This is a genomic window from Undibacterium sp. RTI2.2 (assembly GCF_035018705.1).
Lineage (GTDB): Bacteria > Pseudomonadota > Gammaproteobacteria > Burkholderiales > Burkholderiaceae_D > Undibacterium.
Genome location: NZ_JASJXN010000018.1, coordinates 37,458 through 59,631 on the forward strand (window position 1 = coordinate 37,458; position 22,174 = coordinate 59,631).

Below are 22,174 nucleotides of genomic sequence, written 5' to 3' on the forward strand. Positions count from 1 at the left end.
AATTACCCATTGTTGCCTTTAGCCGCATTCAAGCGCCTTACCAAAGACTGATGGATATCTCTGGTATGGCGATTCCAGCGCTTCATCGTTTGATCTATATCGGCTTGCAATTTTTTTGCAGTAGCTTGATCACCTGTGCTGTAGGCCCAAATTGCATATTCTGCCTGTATCTCAAAACTGCCGAAGCGGCTCATTGCCAGCTCAAATTCTGATGTCGCATCCGCGTTGCGGCCAGCTCCGGCGAATGCGCGGGCGAGTAGCAGGCTGACTTGGGCGGGGCGGAAATTATTATCTTTGTTGCGAATATCTTCCAGATGGCTGATCGCTGTAGCATGGCGGCCACTCTCGGTGAGTGCACGGGCGGCGCAGTATTTGATTTCCAGATCGGCAGCAAAAGGTCCTTTCAGGCAGGCTTCGTAATTGGTCGCAGCTTCTTCAGCATTGCCGGCCTCTAATAAGGCCAATGCCAGACGCATTTGGTTTTGTGCGGTTGGGGTGTACTCAAAGGCATTACGTGCTTCGCGCAGTTCTCGGGTCGGATCGAGTGTTTTTGCTGCTACTGCGACTGCTTTTTTTGCACCAAACTCGAGTCGTGAGTTTGGCATGTAGATCGCAAAAAAGTACACGATACTGCCAAGCAGTGGGAAAGAAAAGAGAATTAGCAGCCAGTAGATTTGTTGGCCAGAACGGATCGCATGCACAGCAAAAAACAGCGCGACTAAAACATGTAAACCAATACCAAGAAACGGCATGTTTGCTCCTGTGGGATGAAGAGAATGGGGTGCGTGAAGAAGAAAAATGAGGTAAAAAAATTAAACTTGGAATTGTACCAATGTTCAAATCAGTTCAATTCTTTTTCTAATGCAAGTTGCTCATATCCCGTAATCAAATTCCACTTTGCTAATCCGCGTCTTGTACGAGGAGTACCATTTTTCTTTGCCGATTTTTTGTGCTTGCAAATGATCCGCTTGGGCTTTCCATTGTTTGATCGATTGCAAATCCGCCCAGTATGAAACAGTAATCCCGACCTCTTCGCGGGCGGACTCGACACCTAAAAATCCGGGCTGTTGTGCTGCCAGCGCCAACATATTATCGGCCATGTCGCTATAACCGTCGTCGCCTTCCGTGCGGTTGGAGGTGAAGATCACGGCGTAGTAGGGTGGCTTGGGTGTGTTGGCGATATTGCTCATATTGCTTAGCTCCAGACCTCTCCACCGAAGGTATCGATCTGCGTCATGTATAAGCGCAAATCTAGTTCGTACTGGTGATATTGCGGTTCCATATGCATGCAGAGTTGATAGAAGGCTTTGTTATGGTCTTTTTCTTTGAGATGGGCAAGCTCGTGTACGACGATCATTTTGAGAAACTCTTCTGGCACTTGTTTAAACAGAGTAGCGATGCGAATCTCGTGTTTGGATCTGAGTTTGTTGCCTTGCACGCGTGAGATAAACGTGTGCTGTCCTAGCGCGTGCTGGATGACTTTGATTTTGCTGTCAAAGCAGACTTTACTGATTTGCTCGCCATTGCGCAGAAACGTACTTTTGACATCTTGCACATATTGGTACAAGGCCTTGTCGGTACGAATCTGATGCGCACGGGCGTATTTGTTTTGCAGAACTCCTGCCAATTGCTGGCGCTCGATTAATAGCTTAACTTGATCCTGTATCGGTTGAGGATAAGCTTGTAAATAGTTGAGTTCTTGCTTTTGCATTAGTCGATCACATCAATACAGGCGGTATGATTTATTGAACGTCTAGCAGTTCCACATCAAAAATTAGGTCGGCGAACGGGGGAATACGACCACCAGCACCGCGTGAGCCATAGCCCAAATCTTGCGGAATAATGATGGTGCGTTTGCCGCCGACTTTCATACCCGCCACGCCGAGATCCCAGCCTTTAATGACACGACCAGCGCCCAGAGGGAAACTGAAAGGACTGCTGCCAACCGAGCTGTCAAACATCTGACCGTGTTGCTTGACGGCTTTTGGGTCGTATAGCCAGCCACTGTAATGAACGGTGACAGTGCTGCCACCGAGCGCTTCTTTACCAGTACCGACCACGTTATCGATTTTTTGCAATGTTAAACGTGCTGCTGGCGCAGTCGCGGGTGTGCCCGTGCTGGACTGTGCGAATACCGCAGGTGCTGCTGCGCAGGTCAACGCGGCGCTGATGACGATGGCGAAGTTGATAGCAAATAAGCGAGATGTCATGTCGGAACTTTCTGTCTGGTTTAAATGAGGACGATTTAAAAAAAGGGACTATTTAGATGCAGATGTGGTGATGTCTGGTTTAGCTAGGTTCTGATGTTGATCCTAGTTTGTTACGTAGCTTTGCTTCAAACGCGATATCGAGTTTGCTGGCTTTTTTGGGCGCTTGCTTTTGAACGCTATTCACGAAGGCGACAAAGGCATCAAGCTCTAAAGGTTCGTTCAGTTTTTCTGGCGTGTTGCTTTCATTGGCGAGGGATAAATAGAACCGTCCGTTAGCGGTGCTGACCATGGAATAGGGCGCATTATTGCTGCGGTCTTTTAGTCGCATCACTGCTGTGGCAGCGCGCGTGGAACGTAAGCTTGCCATTATCTGGCTCCGTATTTACGTTGAAATTTGTCCATGGTTCCGTCGTTATCTATCTCTTTATTAATCGCATTAAATTTATCGATGCGACGTTGGTCTATTTTGGCATTGCAGAGCATGTAAAGTTCAATATTGCGCCATTTGATGGCACGTTCGATATCGTCCCAATAGCCTTGTTGCTGCGCGATACTCATACCGTGTTGTTCCGATACGATTCAGTAATCAATCCTGCCGTTGACCAACAGGCGAGGATTGTCTTCGTCTTGGGAGGCAAATTCAATTTTGTATCCTTGTTCTTTCAGTTCCAAGCCAGTGGCGGCATTTTTGTAAGTGCCGATGCTATAGGGTTTGGCGTCTTCAAAAGTTTTTAAATTACGCGATTCGGGCTTTTTGGCATATAAAACCCATGCATCGGAGGTCAGCGGACCCACCCATTTAAATAGCGGTTCGCGCTCTGCCGTCCGGCGAAAGCCAAACAGGCAGGTATTCTTTTCGGTCAGTGCTGCCTGATAACCGCGTGCCAACGAGGTACTGATGAGTATTGGTTTTTCGCCAGCACGGCGCATGATTTCGATGACTCTATCGGTCAACGAGCCTTTGACCTCGTTAGTTTTGGGATCGGTGTGGGTGAACGGTGCGTATTCTTGGATGTAAAGTCGTATGGTTTCTGCATGCGCTTGCTGGGGCAGGCTGATGCTGAAGCTGATCAGTAGGCATGAAACCAGGCTTATAAGCGGACTACATATGCGGGTGCAGTGAATCACATTCGATTTAAACACATGACTTCCTGATCGGGAGGCTGGAGTAGTAGCTGAAATAACAACGCATGTCGCAGCTAAATGACAACGCGGCACTATTAATGACCGCGTCGAACGAGTCTAAACGCTTGCAGGTTTGGGCGCAAGAAGCTCTGTAATACCAGCCCGCGTCAACACGCTAATTTGTGGCAAATTTGCTTCAGACCAACACAGTATGAATAAATATACTCACACTGTGTATATGTTGAGTGTCCATATAATCATTGGATGATAGATGTTTTTTTACAAAAAATTAGGGGAGTATATGATTTTTCCTCTTTGTACTGGTGTCATTTGGCGGCGTCTGATGGAGTGCGTTACAAAATTCTCCTGCCAATGCTGATGTTGACCCCTACTCCAGACCCCAGCACAATTTCAGCAGCGCGAACACAGCGGCGATGCTGGCTTCGTTTTGTCGCTTTTCCAGGCAGACAAAAGTCAGTTCGGTCGATAGGCTGACGGCATCGGCGATGACTAGTCCGTGGGCGTGGGCTTCCCGGATGGCGACGGAGTCACGCAGCAAGCTCAGGCCAACGCCGGACTTGACTAGGTCTAGCATCGAGGGTTCCTGATCGACCAATGCGACTTTGTTGGGCGTGATGTGGTGCTCGGCAAAAACTTTGGTGAGCAGACGGTTGTGGGCCGATTCCGGCGGTGTCCATATCCAGGGCAACTGCGCCAGCGCGGCCCAGTCTTTGCCTGCGACCCTTTTTTTCCAGCCGCTGGGGGCGACAACACGGTAGGTGAAGCTAGTCAGGCTGAGTGTGTGATAACGGGTTTTGCCGTCGTCCGGTGCTTGCCCCAGATAAAAGCCGACGTCCAGTGTGCCAGCGCGCAGTTGCTGCAACATGGAGCCGGACATGCCGTGTTGTAATTTGGTGGAAAGCTGGGGATACGTTTCGACCAACCGCTTGAGGAACACGCCGAGACGGGTGAATTCCGGATCGAGAATGGTGCCAATTGCCAGCTCACCGGACAGGGTGGAATGCAGACTGTCGGCAGCCTGTTTAAATTCTGCCATGCTCGCCAGCACCCGTTCGGCATGCGCCAGCAACTTTGCGCCGTCGTTACTTAACGTCATGCCATTGGCGCTACGGCTGAGTAATTGCAAGCCCAGACTTTGTTGCAAGGATTTGATCTGAAGGCTGACTGCTGGCTGTGTGACATGCAGCCGTTCTGCTGCTCGCGTCAGGTTGCCCTCTTTGGCGACGGTGACGAAGGCTTTGAGTTGAGTGATGTCCACAGTAGCTTCCTCATTATTAGTATTGCTTATATTGCGCTTGATAATAACTCATTGGATTCTCGCATTCCATAGAGTTAGTCTCTATGCACTTTACAGGACGTATGCAAAATCGCCCCAGCTGCGTTGCAGCGCCTAGCCGTACTAAAGTACTGTCGTCGTCGCTACGCCTTGCCGGGACAATTTTGCGTACGTCCTGATTTTCATCATTACCTCAAAGGTTTGCTTATGTCTGCTTTGAATTCTCCGGCCTCCGCTGCCGCTATTACTCCGGTCACGCATTTTATTCACGGCGGTCTGCATCACTCTAGCGGTGAGCGTTGGCAAGACGTGTTTAATCCGGCGACGGGCGCGGTGACTGCCAAGGTGGCACTGGCAACGATGGACGACGTGAACGCTGCCGTTGCTGCTGCCAAAGCGGCGGCACCGGGTTGGGCCGAGACCGCGCCTTTGAAGCGGGCAAGGGTGATGTTTAAGTTTAAGCAATTGCTGGATCAGTACCATACGCAACTTGCCACTTTAATCACGCAAGAGCACGGCAAGGTGCTGTCGGATGCGATGGGTGAAGTGACGCGTGGGATAGAGATCGTGGAATTTGCCTGCGGTATGCCACAACTCTTGAAGACGCAATTCTCCGACAACATCGGCGGCGGTATCGACAACTACAACTTGCGTCAGCCTCTGGGCGTGACTGCCGGGATTACGCCGTTTAACTTCCCTTTCATGGTACCAATGTGGATGGCGCCGCTGGCGATTGCGACTGGCAATACCTTTATTTTAAAGCCGTCGGAACGCGACCCGTCCTGTTCTTTGTTGATCGCCGATTTACTCAAGCAAGCGGGTTTGCCGGATGGTGTTTTCAACGTACTGCAGGGAGACAAACTGGCGGTTGATGGCTTGTTGCAGCATCCCGATGTGTCGGCCATTTCCTTCGTCGGATCGACCCCGATTGCAGAATATATTTATAGCGAAGGCACGCGTATGGGTAAGCGGGTGCAAGCGCTGGGCGGGGCAAAAAATCATTTGGTTGTCATGCCGGACGCGAACCTCGATCAGGCGGTAGACGCCTTGATGGGCGCGGCTTATGGCTCGGCCGGTGAACGCTGCATGGCGATTTCTGTCGCGGTCGCCGTGGGTGACGTGGCGGACAAACTGGTTGATGCTTTAGTCCCGCGTGTGAAGGCACTGATCGTCAAAAACGGCATGGAAGCCGATGCGGAAATGGGACCGGTCGTGACGGCAATCCATAAGGCAAAAATTGAAGGCTATATTGCTGATGGTATCGCCGAAGGGGCAACGATGTTGGTCGACGGTCGCGGCCTGACGGTGCCGGGACATGAAGGTGGTTTCTTCCTCGGCGGCACGCTGTTTGATCATGTCAAAGAGGGCATGAAAATTCATCGTGAAGAGATTTTTGGACCCGTGTTGTGCGTGGTGCGGGTACCGGATTTTGCCAGCGCTGTTGAGCTGATTAACCGTCACGAGTTTGGCAACGGCGTGTCGCTGTTCACTTCGGACGGCAACACGGCGCGTGAATTTTCACGCAGGATTCAGGTGGGGATGGTGGGCATTAACGTACCGATTCCAGTGCCGATGGCGTGGCATTCTTTTGGTGGCTGGAAGCGCTCGTTGTTTGGCGATCAGCATGCCTATGGCGAAGAAGGTATCCGCTTCTATACTCGCTACAAATCGATCATGCAGCGCTGGGCTGACAGCATAGCCAAAGGGGCAGAATTTACTATGCCGGTAGCAAAATAAAAGGGAAGTTCAATAAACCACATAATCGGGCGCATCGCGTTGTTGCAAAGCCTCGCATTACAGAAGTATTGCTACGTTTTGCGCCTAGCGCTGCATCCCGATTAAATGGTTTTCGAACTTCTTAGATTGATTTTTTAGGGAGTATCACTATTAAAATCCTAATCGTCTAGAGAATCATTGGACAATAGGCTATGTGATATTGATACTCTTCACCAGTATATAAAAATAAGAGTGACGCAAGGAGACTGGCGTGAGTTTTAAACTACAAGCGATTTTCCCCCATCCAATCATTCAGGGGCCGATGGCGGGCGGTGCTTCTACTCCTGATCTGGTAGCAGCCGTATCCAATGCTGGGGGCTTGGGTTCGTTGGCGGGCGGCATGTTGTCACCCGTGGCGATTATCGAGCATGCCGAGCTGATACGGCAACGAACCGACCGACCTTTCGCCATCAATTTGTTTGTGCAAGACACGCCGACGCCATCGGAGCAAGAGATCGCCTGCGCCAGCGAGTTGTTAAAGCCGATCTGGTCTGAATTTGGCTGGGACAAACTGCCCCTGCCGGCGCGTTGGTGCGAAGATTTTGAAGCGCAATTGCAAGCCTTGATTATTGCGCGTCCTGCGGTGGCTAGTTTTACTTTTGATATTTTGCAGCCCTCGCATCTGCTTCGTTTGCATGAAGCGGGGATTGCCGTGATTGGTACCGCAACCAATGTGCAAGAAGCGCTGGCCTGGCAAAGCTTGGGTGCCGATGCGGTTTGCTTGTCTGGAACAGAGGCCGGCGGCCATCGCGGTACTTTCATCGGCGCGCAGGAAGATGCCACGCTGACCACCATGGAATTACTTGTGCAAGCGAAGCCGCACTTGCAAATACCTATCATCGTGGCCGGAAATGTAATGGCCGGTGCTGATATCGCTGCTGCCTTAACCACTGGGGCAAATGCAGTACAGATGGGAACTGCTTTTTTGGTTACGCATGAGTCTGGGATTCATCCTGCGTATAAACAGAAACTGCTGGAGGTTGGCAAAAGTACGACTGTAAGCACGAGCGTAAACACTAGCTCAAACAAAAAGGCAGATGCCACCCGCCAGACCCGCGCTTTTACAGGGCGGATGGCACGCGGTCTGGATAACCGTTTTATGCAAATCATGCAGGATGTCGCCGCGCAAGTACCTGCATATCCTGTACAAAATGCACTGACTGCCAGCATCCGAGCGCATGCGGGCAAGACCAACGATACCGGCCTGATGTCGCTATGGGCGGGCCAAGGCGTTCACCGGGCGCGCGGTATGCCTGCGGCGGAGTTAATGCGTGTCTTGTTGGAAGAACTGCATGCGGAAATGAATACAAAAATGCTTGCCGCAATGCCTGCGCGAGTAATGGGTGGAACCGGCTGATCTCCACCAGCGCCATCTACAAAATAAACCACTTTAAGCCAGATCACCTTACATCAGAAAACACCACTTACTTTATGGACTCAGCAGGCACATACGACTACATCATTATCGGCGCAGGTTCGGCAGGTTGCGTGCTGGCCAATCGTTTATCACGTGATCAAAACAAAGAAGTGCTGCTGTTGGAGGCCGGTGGTAAAGACGATTACATCTGGATTCATATTCCGGTCGGCTACCTTTACTGCATCAACAATCCACGCACTGACTGGATGTTTCGCACCGAGGCCGAGCCTGGCTTGAATGGTCGCAGCTTGATTTATCCCCGCGGTAAAGTGTTGGGTGGTTGCTCATCGATTAACGGCATGATTTATATGCGCGGGCAAGAGCAGGATTATCAGCGCTGGTCGGAGCTTAGCGGCGATGCGAGTTGGCGCTGGGAACATGTCTTGCCCCTATTTAAACAAAGCGAAGACCATTACGGTGGTGCGACTGCGATGCACGGAGCCGGTGGCGAGTGGCGGGTAGAAAAGCAAAGGTTGTCCTGGGAAATTCTGGATGCCTTCCGCGAGGCGGCGTCGCAAGTCGGGATTCCTAAGTCAGACGATTTTAATCGTGGCGACAACGACGGCTGCGGTTACTTTGATGTGAATCAAAAGCGCGGCGTGCGCTGGAATGCGTCTAAGGCGTTTTTGAAGCCTGCATCTGGACGCGGTAATCTGACCATCATGACTGGTTGCCAGGTAAAGCGCTTGAAGATCACCACAACCGAAAATGGTAAGGTTTGTACTGGCGTCGAATTCGTCGGTGGCGGTAAAGAGTGGTCGGCAGAATCCACCCGTGAGACGATTTTATCGGCGGGCGCAATTGGTTCGCCCGCAATCTTGCAGCAGTCCGGCATCGGCAATGCGGCGCATTTACAACAAGTCGGCGTGACGGTCGTGCATGACTTGCCGGGTGTGGGAGAAAACTTGCAGGATCATTTACAGATTCGGTCCGCCTTTAAAATCAGCGGCGCAAAAACCCTGAATATGATGGCCAATAGTTGGCTAGGTAAGACGAGCATAGGATTGGAATATCTGTTGAAGCAAAGCGGACCGATGTCGATGGCGCCATCGCAGCTGGGCGCTTTTACCCGCTCAGATGACACTCAGCTCAGCCCGAATCTGCAATATCATGTGCAACCATTGACGCTGGAAAAATTTGGCGATCCTCTGCATTCATTTCCAGCTTTTACCGCCAGCGTCTGTAACTTGCGCCCTACTTCGCGCGGCCATGTGCGGATAGCCAGTGCTGATCCGCTGGTTGCACCTAAAATTACACCCAATTATTTGAGTACGCCGGAAGACAGAAAGATTGCGGCTGACTCACTCACGTTGACCCGCAAAATTGTCGCTGCGCCTGCATTGCAAAAATACCTGCCAGAAGAAATGAAGCCGGGTGCTCAGTTCCGTACTGAGGAAGAACTCGCCAGTGCAGCGGGTGACATCGGCACCACGATTTTTCATCCTGTGGGGACTTGTAAAATGGGACGCGAGGACGATAATAATGCGGTAGTAGATAGTGAGCTACGAGTGTTCGGCGTGCGCGGTCTGCGGGTAGTGGATGCGTCTATTATGCCGACGATTACTTCTGGCAATACCAACTCGCCGACTATGATGATTGCGGAAAAAGCGGCGGCGATGATCGTTGCGGAGCATGCTAAAAAGAGTTCGTAGTTAGCATTAAATAGCGTCGTGTTTTAGACACTTTTTTAACCAGTTTATGTGTTTTAATGTTTGGCGCTGTTGTTAAAATTCACCGCGGTTACTACGTATAGTAGTTATACCGTATTGTTGAAATCTTACAGCGATGTGTACTATCCAAAAACAATAAAAATGCCCTCTGGAACCAATTCATATAATAGCCGGAAGGGATGTCACGCAAAAGTTCGTAACGAAACTACGCAGGCAACAAGGAGACCAGATGACTAATGTCATCCTAGAGACAAAGCACTTGACCAAAGAGTTCAAGGGATTTACCGCCGTGAGTGATGTAAACCTGCAAGTGCAGCGTGGACACATTCATGCATTGATCGGCCCCAACGGTGCTGGCAAGACAACCTGTTTTAACTTATTGACCAAATTTCTGGTGCCGACATCGGGTCAGATCTTGTTCAACGGTCGTGACATCACCTCCGCTAGACCGGCGCAAATTGCGCGTCAGGGCATTATTCGCTCATTCCAGATTTCTGCTGTCTTCCCGCACTTAAGCGTGATGGAAAACGTGCGCATTGGTTTGCAGCGCAATCTTGGGACGTCCTTTCATTTTTGGAAAAGCGGCGGCAGTTTGTCACGTTTGAACGATAAGGCAATGGAGTTGCTGGCGCAGGTCGATCTGACCGAATTTGCCGATACGATTACGGTGGATTTGCCATACGGTCGTAAGCGCGCGCTGGAGATCGCGACTACCTTGGCGATGGAACCGGAAATGATGCTGCTGGACGAGCCGACTCAAGGTATGGGACATGAAGACGTGCATCGTGTCACCGAGCTCATCAAAAAAGTTTCTGCCGGTCGCACCATTCTGATGGTGGAACACAACATGAGTGTCGTATCCGGTATCTGTGACAAAATTTCTGTTCTTCAGCGCGGTGCGATGTTGGCAGAAGGTAGTTACGACGAAGTATCAAAAAATCCAAAAGTGATGGAAGCGTATATGGGTAGTAGTGCGGGTAGCACCGCGGGCAGCACTGCTGGCGAACTGGAAGGAGCGCACGCATGACGACCGCTACTGCAACTACTGCTGCGTCTTCCAAGACAAGCAATCCCGCAATCACACCGGCACTGCAAATCAGCAATTTACAAGCTTGGTATGGCGAGTCACATATTCTGCATGATGTGAACTTGGTCGTAAATCCGGGTGAGGTCGTTACCTTGTTAGGTCGCAATGGCGCAGGCCGTACGACGACAATGCGCGCAATCATGGGCCTGACCGGCGCACGCAAAGGCTCGATCAAAATCAATGGCGTTGAAGCGATTCATTTACCAATTTATAAAGTAGCGCATCTGGGCGTTGGTTATTGTCCGGAAGAGCGGGGGATTTTTTCTTCGTTATCCACTGAAGAGAACCTGATGCTGCCGCCTTCCGTGTCGAGCAAAGACCAGGGGATGTCGATTGCCGAGATTTATGAGATGTTCCCTAATCTGGCGGAGCGTAAAACCAGTCAGGGTACGCGCTTGTCTGGTGGTGAACAACAGATGCTGGCAGTTGCACGTATCTTGCGCACGGGCGCACGCCTGCTGTTGCTGGATGAGATTTCTGAAGGTTTGGCACCTGTGATTGTGCAAGCCTTGGCTCGTATGATTACAACGCTGAAGGCGAAGGGTTATACGATTGTCATGGTTGAACAGAACTTCCGCTTTGCCGCGCCGCTCGCAGATCGTTTTTATGTGATGGAGCATGGACAGATTGTCGAGACATTTGCCGCCTCAGAGCTGAAAGAGAAGATGTCAGTCTTAAACGAATTGCTGGGTGTGTAAATTTTAATCTGTGTTTTAAGTTGTATTTTTGGTGATGTGGTAGTGATTTTGCTGGTAGTTGTTAGTGCTCGAAAATGGATACTGTCGGATTCAAATATTCGGGTATAAATTTAAAAAAAATGATTGGTGAAGACACATGAAAACAAAATTCAAAATAGCAGCACTGGCAGTTTCTGCGGCAATGGCAAGTCTGTCAGGTACCGCGTCTGCCCAGATTTCTGGTGATACAGTCAAGATTGGTTTTATTACGGACTTATCGGGTTTGTATTCTGATATCGACGGCCCAGGCGGTGTAGAAGCGATCAAGATGGCGATTGCTGATTTCGGCGGTACCGTATTAGGTAAAAAGATTGAGCTGGTCACCGCTGATCACCAAAACAAAGCCGATATCGCAGCGAGCAAAGCACGTGAATGGTTTGACCGTGATGGCGTCGACATGCTGATCGCAGGTACTAACTCTGGCACTAATTTGGCGATGTCGAAAGTCGCACTGGAAAAGAAAAAACCTTTGATCTCCATCGGCGGCGGCACAGCTCGTCTGACCAATGAAGAATGCACGCCGTACACGATTCACTATGCGTATGACACCGTCGCGCTGGCCAAAGGTACGGGCTCTGCGGTGGTTAAACAGGGTGGTAAAAGCTGGTTCTTCCTGACCGCTGATTACGCCTTCGGTGCATCGCTGGAAGGTGATACCACTGCCGTGGTCAAAGCCAGCGGCGGCACTGTGGTTGGTGCGGTTCGTCATCCTTTGTCGGCATCGGATTTCTCTTCTTTTTTATTGCAAGCACAGGCGTCTAAAGCCCAAATTCTGGGCTTAGCAAATGCCGGTGGCGATACGATCAATGCGATTAAAGCTGCGAACGAGTTTGGTATTACTAAAACGATGAAATTGGCTGGTCTGCTGATGTTTATCAATGATGTCCATTCGCTGACATTGAAGGCAACGCAAGGCATGTATCTGACGGATAGCTGGTACTGGGATTCAAACGAAGAGACTCGTACTTGGGCGCGTCGTTATTTTGGCAAAATGAAAAAAATGCCTTCCAGTCTACAAGCAGCTGATTATTCCGCCACGATCCAATATCTGAACGCGGTAAAAGCGGCGGGCTCGGACGATACTGACAAAGTATTGGCCAAAATGCGTGCGACTAAGATTAACGATATGTACGCTAAAAACGGATCGATCCGCGGTGATGGCAGCATGATTCATGACATGTATCTGATGCAGGTAAAAGCGCAGGCTGATTCCAAGTATCCATGGGATTACTACAAAGTGGTGCAGACAATCCCTGGTGACCAGGCATTTACGACCAAAGCAGAAAGTAAGTGCACTGCCTGGAAATAAGTTTGAAATAAACAATAATCAGCTTCAATCGTGAGGCGCTGACTGACTAGTCAGCGCTTCTTACCGATTTCACTCTTGCCCTTTTGGGCATCTTTTTCTGAATGCCATGGAAATATTTGGTATACCGCTGCAAGCGATGCTGAGCCAACTGTTGCTGGGATTGGTGAATGGTTCTTTTTACGCCATGTTGTCACTCGGTCTGGCCGTGATTTTTGGTCTGTTAAACGTGATCAATTTTGCTCACGGGGCTTTGTACATGATGGGTGCTTTTCTGGCCTGGATGGGCATGAATTACTTCGGGATTAATTACTGGGTCATGCTGATTGTCGCCCCTTTGTTAGTTGGCCTGTTTGGTGTCGTGATCGAAAAAACGATGTTGCGCTGGTTATACAAGTTAGATCATCTGTATGGCCTGCTGTTGACCTTTGGCCTGACCCTGTTGCTGGAAGGTTTGTTCCGCTCGTTTTATGGCGTGTCTGGTCAGCCGTATTCTGTTCCTGATGCGCTGGCAGGAGCGACTGATCTGGGTTTTATGATTTTGCCGAATTATCGCGCCTGGGTGGTGTTGGCGTCGCTAGTCGTCTGTTTCGCTACCTGGTTTGTGATTGAAAAAACCAAGTTAGGTGCTTACCTGCGTGCTGGTACCGAGAACCCGAAACTGGTTGAGGCCTTTGGCGTAAATGTACCGTTGATGGTCACTTTGACTTACGGCTTCGGCGTAGCACTGGCTGCCTTTGCTGGCGTACTGGCAGCACCTGTGATTCAGGTTTCACCCTTGATGGGATCGAATCTGATTATCACTGTGTTTGCCGTTGTCGTGATTGGTGGCATGGGCTCGATCCTGGGTTCTATTCTCACTGGTCTGGGCTTGGGTGTGATCGAAGGTTTGACCCGCGTGTTTTATCCCGAACTGTCTGCCACCGTGGTGTTTATCGTGATGGCGATTGTGCTGATGATCCGGCCTGCCGGTTTGTTCGGCAAAGAGAAATGATTGAGGAGCTAAACGCATAATGAATAAAAAAATTGGCTACAGTTTGGCTTTTGTACTTTTGCTGGCCGCACCCTTTGTCGTCTACCCCGTGTTCTTGATGAAGTTATTGTGCTTCGCCTTGTTTGCCTGTGCGTTCAATTTATTGATCGGATTCACGGGTTTGCTCTCGTTCGGTCACGCGGCCTTTTTCGGTGGCGCAGGGTATATGGCGGGCTGGCTGTTAAAGATTGCTGGATTGCCGGTCGAGGCGGGTTTGCTATTGGCGACAGCGGGTGCGGCTCTGATCGGTTTGGTGATGGGCAGTCTGGCGATTCGCCGGCAGGGTATTTACTTCACGATGATTACATTGGCGCTGGCGCAGATGTTGTACTTCGTCTTCTTACAAGCCAAGTTCACCGGTGGCGAGGATGGCTTGCAAGGCGTACCGCGCGGACAGCTATTAGGCTTTATTGATTTGAGTTCTGACCTCAGACTGTATTACCTCGTACTGGCGATTGCTATTGGCGGCTTTGTCATCATCGTGCGCACGATCAGCTCGCCGTTTGGGCAGGTGTTGAAAGCCGTAAAAGAGAACGAGCCACGCGCGGTGTCGCTGGGTTTCGACGTCGATAAATACAAGTTGCTGGCATTTGTCCTCTCCGCCGCATTGTCTGGACTGGCAGGCGCGACAAATACGCTGGTACAGGGTTTTGAGACGCTGACGGACGTACATTGGACTATGTCGGGCTTGGTCGTATTAATGACGCTGGTGGGCGGTTTAGGCACCTTGGTGGGCCCTATCGTCGGCGCAGTGATCATCATCGCTTTAGAAAACAAGTTAGGCGACCTCGGTGAGTGGCTGGCAAATGCGACTACGATAGAATGGTTTCGCTCTATCGGCGATTCGGTCACGATTGTCACTGGCTTGATCTTCATCATTTGCGTGCTAGCATTCCGGCGCGGTATCGTCGGAGAACTGGGAGCATGGCTGGCGCGCTCGGGTAAGGCGAAAGTCAGTTAAATTAAGTTGAGTTGAGTGCGGAATAGCCGAAAGAAAAAGCCCCGATGATATACGGGGCTTTTTTTGTGCCGATCCTAAGCTGATATTCACATACTCCCCCGTTATTTTTTATAATATGCCGTACTGTCTAGGATATATATGGACACTTAATATATACATAGTGAGAGTATGTATTAAGTGTGTAGCTACGATATGACTAGTCCGGGGTTCAGATACTCGGACAAATGGGGATTTGAAATTCAAGCTTTGCTAAAGTAGCAGCGCGCTTTGTCTGATAAGTTTAAGATGCCAAGTCTCTAAAAAAGAAATTCCTTATGCCACATCCCACCCCCTTAGCCAGTTTTACCGCAGGCGCACGCGACACCATTCCAATGCTGTTGGGCGCTGCGCCATTTGGTATGATTTTTGGTGCGTTGGTCGCTACTGCGCAGATGCATGCATGGCAAGGGCAGTTGATGTCGCTTGCTGTGTTTGCAGGGTCGAGTCAGTTTATTGCGGTCGGTTTGATCGCCAGCCATACTGGTTTTCTGGTGATCTGGCTCGCGACTTTTATCGTCAACTTGCGGCATATGTTGTACGCTGCAACTTTGTTGCCGCATGTACGTCATCTGTCGAAAGGCTGGCGCTGGTTATTGGGATGTTTGCTGACGGATGAAACCTTCGCCGTGGTGGATCGCTATTACCGGGAACATCCGAATACGCAATTGGGGCATTGGTACTTTCTGGGTTCGGGTTTGGCGATGTATGGTAATTGGCAGTGCTGGACTTTGGTGGGCTTGTTGTTTGGAGCGATTTTCCCGCAATTGCAAACCTTGGGTCTGGACTTTGCGATGGTGGCGACTTTTATTGCGATTATTGTTCCGCAGCTAGTTCGCTTGCCGCATTTTGTTGCGGCGCTTGCTGCTGGTACTGCGGCTTATCTGCTGCAAGATTTGCCGTACAAGTTGGGCCTGCTGGTGGCCATTGCGGTGGGCGTTAGCATTGGTTTGCTAGCGTCCCACTGGTCGGCTAACAAGACCGGCAATAAAAATACCAGCGCGGAGAAGGTATGAATATCACCTTGATTATTATCGGTATGGCGGTGATTACTTGCCTGATTAAAGCGATTATTTTTGTGATGGGGGACAGGGTGGTATTTTCTCCATTGCTAAAAAAAGCCTTGGGCTTTGTCCCCGTCACTGTTCTCACAGCGATTATTGTCCCGATGGTTTTGTCGCCACATGGGCAGGGTTTGGAATTAAATTGGCGTAATCCACAACTGATCGGCGCGCTTGCTGCCATCGTCGTTTGTGTAGCAACGCGCCGCCAGTTACCGACGATTTTTATCGGTTTGCTGGTGTTTTTTGGCTGGCAGTTGGCTGGTAGTTTCTAGGGAATTTCTAACACTCTGTTCAGTAATAATATGGTCAGCGGTTTCAAAACGATGTCCCAATGAGTACATCGTTTTGCACCGTCTTAAGTTCCTATAAAGCGGCGGCGTAAATTGCCCGCGCATCTTCCCGTGATACTTCTCTTGGATTATTCCCCAATAGCCGCGTCTGCAACATCGCGTCGCTGGCCAGTTGATCCAGATCCTTCTCAGTGACGCCGACTTGTCTGAGTTGGGTTTCGATCCCGACCCGGTTGGCGAGTGCCTCCATGGCGGCGATCAAGGCATTGCTGCGGGCTTCTTCACTACCTTGTGCAGTTGGTGCGATGATGCTGGCGAGTTCTGCATATTGCCCTGCAGCGGTCGGTGCATTAAAGCGTAAGACGTGCGGCAGTACCAGCGAATTGGATAATCCATGCGGTACATGAAAGATGCCGCCAATCGGGTAGGCCAGTGCATGTACTGCTGCGCACGGCGCGTTCGCAAAGCATTGTCCCGCCAGCATCGCGCCTAGCAACATGGCTTGTCTGGCCGCGAGATTGCTGCCATTGGTGCAGGCTTCGTCAATATTCGTCCAGAGCAAACTTAAAGCCTGGCGCGCTAGCATATCGGACAAGGCATTTTTCTTGTGCTTGGTGGTATAGGCTTCGATCGCGTGCACCATCGCGTCAATTCCGGTGGCCGCTGTGATTTTTGGTGGTAGGCCAACGGTGAGCTCAGCGTCAAGGATAGCGATGTCGGCATATAACTGTGGCGACACCACACCCATTTTGGTCGTTGCGCCTGTGGTGACGATAGAGATTGGCGTGACTTCGGATCCTGTCCCTGCAGTGGTTGGTATCAATATTAGAGGCAGGCGTTTGCCTCTGACATTGCCGATGCCGTACATGCTGCTTAGCGGTTGATCACTGCCTGATAAAACCGCGATCAGTTTTGCGACATCCATTGAACTACCGCCACCAAAACCGACCACCAGCTCTATCTCTTGTTGTTTTGCATTGGCTACCGCCTGGTGCACTATGGCTTCTGGCGGATCGGCAATGACATCCGAGAAAACGCTGACATGGCATTGGTGCTGTTCTAGGTTCGCTATTGCCGGAGCAATCAGACCCGTCTTAAGAAAACCAGCATCTGTGACAATGAGCACTCGTTTTATCTCTGGATAATGCTGTTTGACGATATCGCCTAATTGTTTAGCCGCACCAATCTGGCTGATGATGTAGGGTACGGTACGAAAATCAAAATTATTCATGTTCTGGCTCTCCTTGTAATCCTTATTGTAGCAAGTCTTGCTATGCTGTCAGGCTGAATAGATTTCAACGTTATAAGCTCTGCGTCGGGATTTGCCGGGCGCTAAATCTAAGTGTAACAGTTTGATTTTCGCTTTTATGAGCGATTGTTGTCCTTGCTGATTTGCTTCACTTTTCCCATAAAATTAATAACATGACAGACATATTCATACTTGCTTGCGCCGCTTATTTTGCTGGTTTAGTTGATGCGGTAGTAGGCGGTGGTGGTTTGATACAAGTACCAGCCTTATTTTCAGTGATGCCAAATGTTGCGCCGGCAACCTTGTTGGGGACCAATAAATTAGCAGGTATTTGGGGAACGACAGTCGCGGCGAGAAATTATGCGAAAGCGGTGAAGGTGCGTTGGGCTATGGTTTTACCTGCGGCGTTCACAGCTTTTTTTCTGGCATTTTTGGGCGCTTTTACTGTTACTCACATACCGCCCACTTATTTACGTAAAGCCTTACCGTTTATTTTGATCGCCGTCGCGGTTTACACATTTAAGAAAAAAGACTTCGGCAGCAACCATGCTCCCACTTTTGCGCATAACAAAGAACTTTGGATGGCAATGTTAGTCGGTGGCGGTATCGGGTTTTATGATGGTTTTTTCGGTCCTGGTACCGGTAGCTTTTTAATGTTTTTATTCGTCCGTTTTTTTGGATACGACTTCTTGAGCGCATCTGCAGTCGCCAAAATTATTAATGTTGCGTGCAATGCGGCAGCTCTGTTGTGGTTTGGTTACAGCGGACACGTTATTTGGCAGACAGGGTTAGCCATGGCGGTTTGCGGAGTGTTAGGATCATTGTCGGGTAGCCGGATGGCAATCAAATATGGCAGTGGTTTCGTCCGGAAAGTGTTTTTGGTCGTAGTTTTGGTGCTGATTTGCAAAACCACTTACGACGGCTTTATCAAGTAGCGGTAATTTTGAGGTTCAGCATATGTTTTGATGCATATGTCCGAAAGTAACGTAGCCAATTAAATAATACTAAATTTGTTTCACGTGAAACAGAACAAAAAAAGGGACGGACGTGGCATATCAAGTTATAGCGATATTTCAGCGAACAGATTTAGGTAGAGCAGAAATTCGTGACAAAAGACATGGATTGACGCAGAGCGAACGCCTGGTGTTAATCATTGTCGACGGCGTTAGTTCGTATGCGCAGCTGCGTGTAAAGCTAAAGAGTCTTGTAAAGGAGCGTTTTGACCGTGCCTTGCGTAGCCTGTCTGATAAGGGCTTGCTGTATGAAGTAATGTTTCCGTTGGATAATCAGGTTCCTGATTTTGTCGAAGCTGATGCAATGGATCGTTTCTTGCGCCAGGAGGATTCTGATCCTGTCTCCTTATTGGCATTTCAGCCTGAAGAGGAGTTGAGTGATAGCGTATTGCGTGCGAATGGTTTGATTAATGGTGATGTGGTCGATGATGTTGAGGAGGCTGAGCCTGTTATTCCTGTGGATCCTTATCCTAGTTTGATTCTCAATACGATCGATCGCTTGGAAGAACCTGTTATTTATACTAAAGATAAAGTAGTTAAGATAATTGATGTACCTGTGATAAAAGAAAACATGCAGGTTGATTTCTATTTGCCTTTATTGCCACCTGAAGGGATGAGTCCAGTGCTCGCTACGAACCAAGTAGTGAAATCTGTTGATTTGGTTACTCCATCAGCGACGCCAGTAACTTTGACTGCGGTTGCATCATCAAATAAGCCAGTTTTGAAATTTGAATCTGAGCTAGGCATAAAGCCTAATATTTTATTAAAGAATTTAGATGCGTCACAGTCTGAAGTGAAAAATCGGACGAAAGTAATCCAAAAGTTCCCTGAGCCAAAGCCGACCAAGACGTCTAGGATAAAGAAGAAAAAGTCCTTGGCGGACTATCTGGATTCTCGATATTCTTTAGCTTTGCTGATTTTAGGGGTTATTTTGGCTATTGTTCCCGTATTGATTAAATTTCTTAGTTAAGCTTTCGGTGTTTTGCGCGTATAAGTTTCACGCGTGAGACGACGTGTTTCACGTGAAACATCCTAATATTGGCTATTGAAATTATCCTGTAGCACAGTTTTTCATCAAAAACCCTCTATAATCGTGCCTCTCCAAGAAATCCAAAAGTAGAAATATCCTATGTTTTATCCTAAAGAATTCGATGTGATCGTAGTTGGCGGCGGCCATGCTGGTACTGAGGCCGCACTTGCCTCCGCGCGCATGGGGCAGAAAACGCTTTTGCTTTCGCATAATATTGAAACGCTCGGCCAGATGTCGTGTAATCCTTCAATAGGTGGCATAGGAAAAGGACACTTGGTCAAGGAAGTGGATGCCATGGGCGGCGCGATGGCGATTGCCACCGATGAGGCTGGTATCCAATTCCGCATTCTAAATTCGTCCAAAGGTCCGGCAGTACGCGCGACCAGAGCGCAAGCTGACCGTATTTTGTACAAGCAAGCGATCCGCAGCCGCCTGGAAAATCAGCCTAACCTCTGGCTGTTTCAGCAAGCAGTAGATGACTTAATGGTAGAGGGCGACCGTGTCGTTGGTGCCGTAACACAGGTTGGTATTCAGTTTCGTAGCCGGTCTGTTGTGTTGACCGCAGGTACTTTCCTTGATGGGAAGATCCACGTTGGCCTGAATAATTATTCGGCAGGACGTGCCGGTGATCCTCCTGCGATCTCTTTATCGACCCGCTTAAAAGAACTCGCCTTGCCGCAAGGTCGTTTGAAAACTGGTACGCCGCCGCGTATCGATGGTCGCAGTATTAATTTCTCAGTGATGCAAGAACAGCCAGGTGATCTTAATCCTATTCCCGTTTTTTCCGTAATGGGAAATGGCGGCATGCATCCACGTCAAATGCCGTGCTGGATTACCCATACCAACGAACGCACTCACGATATTATTCGTGCCGGACTTGATCGTAGTCCTATGTATACCGGCGTGATTGAAGGAGTCGGTCCGCGCTATTGCCCCTCGATTGAAGACAAGATCCATCGTTTTGCCAGCAAAGAATCACACCAGATTTTTTTGGAGCCAGAAGGTCTGACTACCAATGAATATTATCCGAACGGAATTTCTACCAGTTTGCCTTTTGACGTGCAGCTAGATTTGGTGCGTTCTATGCGAGGTATGGAGGACGCTTATATCCTGCGTCCAGGTTATGCGATTGAATACGATTATTTCGACCCGCGAGGATTAAAAACCTCCCTAGAGACACGTTCAATTAAGGGCTTGTTTTTTGCCGGACAAATTAACGGCACTACCGGTTACGAAGAAGCGGCAGCGCAAGGTATGTTGGCGGGATTGAACGCGGCATTGTTGACCCAAGGCCGTGATGCCTGGGTGCCGCGTCGTGATGAAGCCTATCTCGGTGTCTTGGTCGATGATCTGATTACCAAGGGTGTGCAAGAACCTTACCGCATGTTCACTAGCCGTGCCGAATTCCGCCTGAGTTTGCGTGAAGATAATGCCGATATGCGTCTGACCGAAATCGGTCGTCAGCTTGGTTGCGTTAGCGATGCGCAATGGGCAATGTTCGAGCAAAAGCGTGAGGCTGTTTCACGTGAAATGGAAAGACTGCGTTCGACCTGGGTGAATCCACGTATTTTGGCGGACGTTGAGGCCGAGCGTATTGTGGGTAAAGCCTTGGAGCGTGAATATTCTCTGGCCGATTTATTGCGCCGCCCACATGTGACGTATGAATCTTTGATGACCATGCAAGGTGCTGATGGTCAACAACTTGCTGGGCCTGGTGTGCAAGACGACGCGGTAAAAGAGCAGGTCGAAATCCAGGTCAAATATTCTGGCTATATTGACAGGCAGGCTAAAGAAGTTGAGCGCCATGCGTATTTTGAAAATCTCAAAATGCCAGACGACTTCGATTATTTAGAAGTCAACGGTCTGTCGGTAGAAGTGAAGCAAAAGCTGAATAAGCATCGGCCAGAAACCCTAGGGCAGTGCGGTCGTGTTTCTGGCGTGACACCAGCGGCGATTTCCTTGCTACTGGTGCATATGAAAAAACGTGGTTTTAAAGAGTTTACTGCTGCGCCCGAATTAGCTGTTGCGGTAGAAACAGGTGATGGCGAATGAGCGGGTTTGATGCAGCAAGCTTGCGCGCTAGTTTGGCTGAGGGAATAAAGGCTTTGCCCTTGTCACTGGACGATGCACAGATCGATCAGATGATTGCTTATCTGGCATTGTTATCGAAGTGGAATTCGGTCTATAACTTGACGTCGATTCGCGACCCTAAAGAAATGGTAAAGCAGCATGTGCTGGATTCCTTGTCAGCTGCACCTGCTTTTAAAGACGCCAAAAATGTCCTAGATGTCGGTGCTGGCGGCGGTTTGCCCGGCATGATATTGGCGATTACTTATCCTGCGATTCGAATTTCCATGATCGATACGGTCAGCAAAAAGACCGCGTTTTTGACTCAGGCGAAAACCGAATTAGGCTTAAAAAATGTCACTGTCCATACCGGCAGAGTGGAGACCTTGGCGGTGACAGAGAAGTTTGATGTGATTACCTCGCGTGCTTTTTCTGAGCTATGCAATTTCATTAACTGGTCGGGACATTTGTTGGCAGAGGGCGGGCAATTCATCGCCATGAAGGGCGTTGCGCCGGATCAGGAGATCGAGCGTATGCCAGAAGGATGGCAAGTCCAGTCGCTACAAGCTTTGTCAGTTCCGGGCATGGATGCTGAACGTCATCTGGTGTTTATTAAGCGACAATGAATTCACGTAATTGAGTATGTCAGTAAGCTGCGTCAATAAGTTACGTAAATAAGTATTACAAACGCAGCGACACCAATTGAAGCAAAGCGGATTTTGTTTTGTTTAAATATATACTCCACATGAGTATATTTATTTTTCTAGATAATCATTGGACGATACGGCATAATTTGCAAAATAACG

23 protein-coding genes are annotated in these 22,174 nt (G+C 49.4%); 14 read left to right on the top strand and 9 right to left on the bottom strand.

From position 1 onward, the window contains the following. Positions 1–2: 2 nt before the first annotated feature. The 8 genes from QN395_RS11555 to QN395_RS11590 form a co-directional block, all read right to left on the bottom strand. A complete protein-coding gene (locus QN395_RS11555) occupies positions 3–752 on the bottom strand; it encodes a hypothetical protein (protein ID WP_323492072.1) in 750 nt (249 codons plus the stop codon). Positions 753–872: 120 nt separating this feature from the next. Then, positions 873–1,190, bottom strand: coding sequence for an antibiotic biosynthesis monooxygenase (locus tag QN395_RS11560; protein ID WP_323492071.1), 318 nt, complete (start codon positions 1,188–1,190; stop codon positions 873–875). A gap of 5 nt (positions 1,191–1,195) precedes the next feature. After that, on the bottom strand, positions 1,196–1,711 hold the full coding sequence (locus tag QN395_RS11565) for a M48 family metallopeptidase (protein WP_323492070.1): 516 nt from the start codon (positions 1,709–1,711) through the stop codon (positions 1,196–1,198). A gap of 31 nt (positions 1,712–1,742) precedes the next feature. Continuing rightward, positions 1,743–2,210 (bottom strand): FKBP-type peptidyl-prolyl cis-trans isomerase, encoded by a 468-nt coding sequence (locus tag QN395_RS11570; RefSeq protein ID WP_323492069.1) that lies wholly within the window; start codon positions 2,208–2,210, stop codon positions 1,743–1,745. 79 nt (positions 2,211–2,289) lie between these two features. After that, positions 2,290–2,577 (bottom strand): hypothetical protein, encoded by a 288-nt coding sequence (locus tag QN395_RS11575; RefSeq protein ID WP_323492068.1) that lies wholly within the window; start codon positions 2,575–2,577, stop codon positions 2,290–2,292. Further along, positions 2,577–2,768 carry a hypothetical protein gene (locus QN395_RS11580; protein ID WP_323492067.1) on the bottom strand — a complete coding sequence of 64 codons (192 nt, stop codon included), beginning with the start codon at positions 2,766–2,768 and terminating at the stop codon, positions 2,577–2,579. Before QN395_RS11580 ends, QN395_RS11575 begins: the two co-directional genes overlap by 1 nt. Positions 2,769–2,789: 21 nt before the next feature. Beyond that, positions 2,790–3,353, bottom strand: coding sequence for a hypothetical protein (locus tag QN395_RS11585; RefSeq protein WP_323492066.1), 564 nt, complete (start codon positions 3,351–3,353; stop codon positions 2,790–2,792). Between the two features lie 370 nt (positions 3,354–3,723). Next, positions 3,724–4,614 carry a LysR family transcriptional regulator gene (locus QN395_RS11590; protein WP_323492065.1) on the bottom strand — a complete coding sequence of 297 codons (891 nt, stop codon included), beginning with the start codon at positions 4,612–4,614 and terminating at the stop codon, positions 3,724–3,726. Positions 4,615–4,839: 225 nt separating this feature from the next. On the opposite strand from QN395_RS11590, the gene QN395_RS11595 reads away from it, so the two are divergent. The 10 genes from QN395_RS11595 to QN395_RS11640 all read left to right on the top strand — a co-directional run bounded on the left by QN395_RS11595 (position 4,840) and on the right by QN395_RS11640 (position 15,991). Further along, positions 4,840–6,369, top strand: a complete 1,530-nt coding sequence (locus QN395_RS11595; protein WP_323492064.1) for a CoA-acylating methylmalonate-semialdehyde dehydrogenase — start codon at positions 4,840–4,842, stop codon at positions 6,367–6,369. A 250-nt stretch (positions 6,370–6,619) separates the two neighbouring features. After that, positions 6,620–7,765, top strand: a complete 1,146-nt coding sequence (locus QN395_RS11600; RefSeq protein ID WP_323492063.1) for an NAD(P)H-dependent flavin oxidoreductase — start codon at positions 6,620–6,622, stop codon at positions 7,763–7,765. A gap of 74 nt (positions 7,766–7,839) precedes the next feature. After that, positions 7,840–9,477: a GMC family oxidoreductase gene (locus QN395_RS11605; RefSeq protein WP_323492062.1), complete on the top strand. Its 1,638-nt coding sequence runs from the start codon at positions 7,840–7,842 to the stop codon at positions 9,475–9,477. A gap of 247 nt (positions 9,478–9,724) precedes the next feature. Next, positions 9,725–10,522, top strand: a complete 798-nt coding sequence (locus QN395_RS11610) for an ABC transporter ATP-binding protein (RefSeq protein WP_322120641.1) — start codon at positions 9,725–9,727, stop codon at positions 10,520–10,522. Next, complete coding sequence (locus tag QN395_RS11615; protein WP_322120640.1) at positions 10,519–11,280, top strand: ABC transporter ATP-binding protein; 762 nt, start codon at positions 10,519–10,521, stop codon at positions 11,278–11,280. Before QN395_RS11610 ends, QN395_RS11615 begins: the two co-directional genes overlap by 4 nt. 136 nt (positions 11,281–11,416) lie before the next feature. Then, complete coding sequence (locus QN395_RS11620; RefSeq protein WP_322120639.1) at positions 11,417–12,628, top strand: ABC transporter substrate-binding protein; 1,212 nt, start codon at positions 11,417–11,419, stop codon at positions 12,626–12,628. A 106-nt stretch (positions 12,629–12,734) separates the two neighbouring features. Next, the gene (locus QN395_RS11625; RefSeq protein ID WP_323492061.1) at positions 12,735–13,619 is read left to right on the top strand and encodes a branched-chain amino acid ABC transporter permease; all 885 of its coding nucleotides are present in this window, start codon (positions 12,735–12,737) and stop codon (positions 13,617–13,619) included. 19 nt (positions 13,620–13,638) lie between these two features. Continuing rightward, the gene (locus QN395_RS11630; protein ID WP_323492060.1) at positions 13,639–14,619 is read left to right on the top strand and encodes a branched-chain amino acid ABC transporter permease; all 981 of its coding nucleotides are present in this window, start codon (positions 13,639–13,641) and stop codon (positions 14,617–14,619) included. A gap of 314 nt (positions 14,620–14,933) precedes the next feature. Then, a complete protein-coding gene (locus tag QN395_RS11635) occupies positions 14,934–15,671 on the top strand; it encodes an AzlC family ABC transporter permease (protein WP_322120636.1) in 738 nt (245 codons plus the stop codon). Further along, a complete protein-coding gene (locus tag QN395_RS11640) occupies positions 15,668–15,991 on the top strand; it encodes an AzlD domain-containing protein (protein WP_322120635.1) in 324 nt (107 codons plus the stop codon). Before QN395_RS11635 ends, QN395_RS11640 begins: the two co-directional genes overlap by 4 nt. Positions 15,992–16,082: 91 nt before the next feature. Here the strand turns inward: QN395_RS11640 and QN395_RS11645 are convergent, their stop codons facing one another. Beyond that, a complete protein-coding gene (locus QN395_RS11645) occupies positions 16,083–17,240 on the bottom strand; it encodes an iron-containing alcohol dehydrogenase (RefSeq protein WP_322120634.1) in 1,158 nt (385 codons plus the stop codon). 191 nt (positions 17,241–17,431) lie between these two features. Between QN395_RS11645 and QN395_RS11650 the strand changes: the two genes are divergently transcribed. The 4 genes from QN395_RS11650 to rsmG all read left to right on the top strand — a co-directional run bounded on the left by QN395_RS11650 (position 17,432) and on the right by rsmG (position 21,994). Next, entirely contained in the window at positions 17,432–18,193 is a 762-nt protein-coding gene (locus tag QN395_RS11650; protein WP_322120633.1) for a sulfite exporter TauE/SafE family protein, read from the top strand. Positions 18,194–18,305: 112 nt separating this feature from the next. Beyond that, the gene (locus QN395_RS11655; protein WP_323492059.1) at positions 18,306–19,241 is read left to right on the top strand and encodes a hypothetical protein; all 936 of its coding nucleotides are present in this window, start codon (positions 18,306–18,308) and stop codon (positions 19,239–19,241) included. A gap of 159 nt (positions 19,242–19,400) precedes the next feature. After that, positions 19,401–21,353 carry a tRNA uridine-5-carboxymethylaminomethyl(34) synthesis enzyme MnmG gene (gene mnmG, locus QN395_RS11660; protein WP_322120631.1) on the top strand — a complete coding sequence of 651 codons (1,953 nt, stop codon included), beginning with the start codon at positions 19,401–19,403 and terminating at the stop codon, positions 21,351–21,353. Beyond that, the gene (gene rsmG, locus QN395_RS11665) at positions 21,350–21,994 is read left to right on the top strand and encodes a 16S rRNA (guanine(527)-N(7))-methyltransferase RsmG (RefSeq protein WP_322120630.1); all 645 of its coding nucleotides are present in this window, start codon (positions 21,350–21,352) and stop codon (positions 21,992–21,994) included. The genes mnmG and rsmG overlap by 4 nt, the downstream gene beginning before the upstream one ends. The last annotated feature ends 180 nt before the right edge of the window (positions 21,995–22,174 follow it).

Bases quoted from the DNA above. Each gene is read 5' to 3' on its own strand.
- QN395_RS11555 (WP_323492072.1), bottom strand. From the start codon at position 752: ATGCCGTTTCTTGGTATTGGTTTACATGTTTTAGTCGCGCTGTTTTTT.
- QN395_RS11560 (WP_323492071.1), bottom strand. From the start codon at position 1,190: ATGAGCAATATCGCCAACACACCCAAGCCACCCTACTACGCCGTGATC.
- QN395_RS11565 (WP_323492070.1), bottom strand. From the start codon at position 1,711: ATGCAAAAGCAAGAACTCAACTATTTACAAGCTTATCCTCAACCGATA.
- QN395_RS11570 (WP_323492069.1), bottom strand. From the start codon at position 2,210: ATGACATCTCGCTTATTTGCTATCAACTTCGCCATCGTCATCAGCGCC.
- QN395_RS11575 (WP_323492068.1), bottom strand. From the start codon at position 2,577: ATGGCAAGCTTACGTTCCACGCGCGCTGCCACAGCAGTGATGCGACTA.
- QN395_RS11580 (WP_323492067.1), bottom strand. From the start codon at position 2,768: ATGAGTATCGCGCAGCAACAAGGCTATTGGGACGATATCGAACGTGCC.
- QN395_RS11595 (WP_323492064.1), top strand. From the start codon at position 4,840: ATGTCTGCTTTGAATTCTCCGGCCTCCGCTGCCGCTATTACTCCGGTC.
- QN395_RS11605 (WP_323492062.1), top strand. From the start codon at position 7,840: ATGGACTCAGCAGGCACATACGACTACATCATTATCGGCGCAGGTTCG.
- QN395_RS11610 (WP_322120641.1), top strand. From the start codon at position 9,725: ATGACTAATGTCATCCTAGAGACAAAGCACTTGACCAAAGAGTTCAAG.
- QN395_RS11615 (WP_322120640.1), top strand. From the start codon at position 10,519: ATGACGACCGCTACTGCAACTACTGCTGCGTCTTCCAAGACAAGCAAT.
- QN395_RS11620 (WP_322120639.1), top strand. From the start codon at position 11,417: ATGAAAACAAAATTCAAAATAGCAGCACTGGCAGTTTCTGCGGCAATG.
- QN395_RS11625 (WP_323492061.1), top strand. From the start codon at position 12,735: ATGGAAATATTTGGTATACCGCTGCAAGCGATGCTGAGCCAACTGTTG.
- QN395_RS11630 (WP_323492060.1), top strand. From the start codon at position 13,639: ATGAATAAAAAAATTGGCTACAGTTTGGCTTTTGTACTTTTGCTGGCC.
- QN395_RS11635 (WP_322120636.1), top strand. From the start codon at position 14,934: ATGCCACATCCCACCCCCTTAGCCAGTTTTACCGCAGGCGCACGCGAC.
- QN395_RS11640 (WP_322120635.1), top strand. From the start codon at position 15,668: ATGAATATCACCTTGATTATTATCGGTATGGCGGTGATTACTTGCCTG.
- QN395_RS11645 (WP_322120634.1), bottom strand. From the start codon at position 17,240: ATGAATAATTTTGATTTTCGTACCGTACCCTACATCATCAGCCAGATT.
- QN395_RS11650 (WP_322120633.1), top strand. From the start codon at position 17,432: ATGACAGACATATTCATACTTGCTTGCGCCGCTTATTTTGCTGGTTTA.
- mnmG (WP_322120631.1), top strand. From the start codon at position 19,401: ATGTTTTATCCTAAAGAATTCGATGTGATCGTAGTTGGCGGCGGCCAT.
- rsmG (WP_322120630.1), top strand. From the start codon at position 21,350: ATGAGCGGGTTTGATGCAGCAAGCTTGCGCGCTAGTTTGGCTGAGGGA.